A 2,822-nucleotide genomic window follows, 5' to 3' on the forward strand; every position below is an offset into this window, starting at 1 on the left:
ACAGCAGCTCGGCGTCGTTGAGGTCCAGGCCGGCGGTGTAGCGGTGCAGGGTGTCGGCGATGGCGGCCCGGTCGGCGAGGTCGGCCAGGATCGAGGAGGTGGTGATCGTGTCGGTCATGACGACCATTCGACCGGGTGGGCGCCGACGCAACGCCGACAAAACGTTGACGACGCCAGGCCTCGGCGGCTGATCGGTAGCGGCCGGGACACGTCATCCGCCCCGAATCGACGCGTCCCGGCACGCCGGCGCCCATACCGGCTGGTCGCGCCGGACCCGATGTCTCAGGCCGGCACGACCAGCCGGGAGGCGGCGAGGAGCACGCCCTGGTTCGTTCGACACCGCGCGCCATGCGGCAAGCCCAACGAAGCTGCTCACCAACGGTGAGTTGCCGCGATCGCTCATGACCGACGTATCAGCCGGCCGGCGGCGGGTTCACGCGAGCGGGACGTTCAGCTCACCGAACCAGGCGGTGCAGGCCGCGTCGAAGGCCGCCGGCTGCTCCAGCCAGGGGAAGTGACCGCTGTCCTTGATGATCGCCAAGGTCGAGGCCGGAAGGTTCTCGTGCATTCGCATGCCCTGCGACACCGGATCGCACTGGAAGTCGTCGTCACCTACGACGATCAGCGTCGGTGCGGTGATGCGGTGCAGGTCGGGCAGCAGGTCACGGCTCTGGAATCCGGACGCCTGGGAGTAGTGGAGCACCTGCTCGTCGAATTCCATCCTGGCGAAGGCGCCGGCGGCGAGCTCGGGGTCGTGGAAGTAGAGTGCGCCGGTCCGGTCGAGGATGTCCTGGATGGTGAGCGCATCGCCGCCACGACCCGTCATCGCCGCCATGGCGTCGTCGATGTAGGTCGGGTGAGCCCGGTAGAACGGTTCGGTCCGCCGCTTCTCGATCATCTTCATCATTTCCGCGGCCCGCACGTCGTCGAGTGCGGCGTTGGCGTCGATGGCGATGATCCCGAGCAGGTTCTCCGGATGTTCGATGCCGTAGGCCAGCGCCTGATGTCCGCCCGCGGAATGCCCGGCCAGGAAGATCTTCGGAGCACCGAGGTGAACGCGCAGCGCCTCGATGTCGGCGACGAAATGTTCGAGGGTGTATTGATCGGCGCTTTCCGGGCCGGACGACTTCCCGCTGTGCCGGGTGTCGAAGTAGACCACGGTGCAGTGCTTCTCCAGGACGGTGAGGGGGATCAGGTACTGGACCGAGGGTCCCCAGCCCGGGGCCGGCACCAGCAGAACGGGCCCGCTGCCCGTGACGTAGTAGTGCAGGTTCACGCCGTTGATCTCGGCGAACTGTTCCTTCATGGCGCTGTCTCCCGATGTCTCAGATGAGCTTGCCTCGGGAACGGGATGCGCCGGCGGGAGCGAAAGTGCGTGCTCGCCGGCATGACGAGCGTCACATGTCATGCGATCGCCGTACGGTAGGCCAGGCGCAGTCTCTCGGTGCGGCCCGCTCGCAGGCTGTGCAGCCACACCATTCCCGGCGGGCAGTGCTCCGGCGCCTCCGGTGGGTTCAGGAAGTGGGTCTCCCAGACCATGACCTCCCGGCTGGCCGTCGTGCGTGCGAGTCGCATCCGGACACCGGCGCCGAGCGTGTAGTCCATCAGTGTCATGAGTGTTTTCTGCAGGTCGCCGGTGAGGCCGCCGGAGACGACCAGTCGGCCGTCCGGGTGATAGGCATCGCGCAGCAGGTGAGGGAAGTCGCCGCGGTGGGCGGCTTCGATCGTCGCCTCGGCCCTGTCATGGCTCGCCGAGACGGCCGTACGGAAATCCGGGTGTGCCGTCTCGGCTGTCTCGTTCAGCGATCGGCGCAGGGCCTGCCTGCCGTCGCGCAGCCGGCTGCGGACGGTGTGCTCGGGTATCGCGCAGAGTTCGGCGATCTGCCGGTACGAGGAGCAGCCGGTGAAGTAGCGCAGCACCGTGACCTCGCGGACCGGCCGCGGCAACGCGTCCACGGCATGGCGCACCCAGTCGCGGGTGGCGGCCCGGTCGAGCAGTTCGTCCGGGCCGAGGTCCACGGCGGCCGGCAGCAGCGGCTCGGGCTCGGCCACCGGCACGGCCCGGCGCGCGCGCAGCACCATGAGGCAGTTGTTGCGCACGATCGCTCGCAACCAGGCGCCGGCCGCCTCCGGGTCGCGCAGGGCGGGCAGCCGGCGCAGGGCTACGAGCACGGCGTCCTGCACCACGTCGTCGGCCTCGTCGACGTACCCGAGCAGAGCGATCGCCACGGCCCGCATACTCGCCCGGTGCTGCTCGATCAGCGCGGCGAAGGCGACATCGTCACCATCGCGCGCGGCGCGGGCGAGGTCACCGGTCATGGCGGTACGGATTCTGGAGCGGCATGCTGTTCGGCCCCGCGACAGGCCGCGGGATCTCCGTCCGGCGGCCGGTCGAGACGCTCCGGACCGGTCCGCGCGCCGGCCGGAGCGGACGCGCGCCCGGACCGGATCCGCGGCCCCGGGCGGCACGGATGACCACGCGCATGGTGCCTCTCCCCTCGATGACAGGCTGCTGACGGCCGGGTCGCCCCGGACGAGCCGGAACGCGCCGCCCTGCGGGGGGCGCCGCGCGGACGGGGCGCGCGGCGTCTCCCGCAGTGTCCGACGGCGGTGACGGCGCGAAGTTCAGGAGACCGCCGTCACCACCACGTGCCGCAGTCCTGCCGGTTCATCCGGGAAGCGGTAGCACCGCAGCGGTGCGCCGGACCCGGATCACCGCGATCACTCGTGGCTCAACAGCGCCCGGACCGCGCGTACGTGCGCGGCGTACCTGCGTACGCCGGCAAGACGCCAGATCAACCGGCGGCGGGCGGCGGGGTCAG

2 protein-coding genes are annotated in these 2,822 nt (G+C 70.3%); both read right to left on the bottom strand.

Going from position 1 to position 2,822, the window contains the following annotated elements; genetic code table 11:
- Positions 1-433 precede the first annotated feature (433 nt).
- Positions 434-1,306, bottom strand: coding sequence for an alpha/beta fold hydrolase (locus Acy02nite_RS45140; protein WP_203756071.1), 873 nt, complete (start codon positions 1,304-1,306; stop codon positions 434-436).
- Positions 1,307-1,404: 98 nt separating this feature from the next.
- Positions 1,405-2,319 carry an RNA polymerase sigma factor gene (locus Acy02nite_RS45145; RefSeq protein WP_203756073.1) on the bottom strand — a complete coding sequence of 305 codons (915 nt, stop codon included), beginning with the start codon at positions 2,317-2,319 and terminating at the stop codon, positions 1,405-1,407.
- Positions 2,320-2,822: the final 503 nt, after the last annotated feature.

The organism is Actinoplanes cyaneus (assembly GCF_016862095.1).
GTDB classification, from domain to species: domain Bacteria; phylum Actinomycetota; class Actinomycetes; order Mycobacteriales; family Micromonosporaceae; genus Actinoplanes; species Actinoplanes cyaneus.

Coding starts and splice junctions, on each gene's coding strand:
- Acy02nite_RS45140 (WP_203756071.1), bottom strand. CDS start 1,306: ATGAAGGAACAGTTCGCCGAGATCAACGGCGTGAACCTGCACTACTAC.
- Acy02nite_RS45145 (WP_203756073.1), bottom strand. CDS start 2,319: ATGACCGGTGACCTCGCCCGCGCCGCGCGCGATGGTGACGATGTCGCC.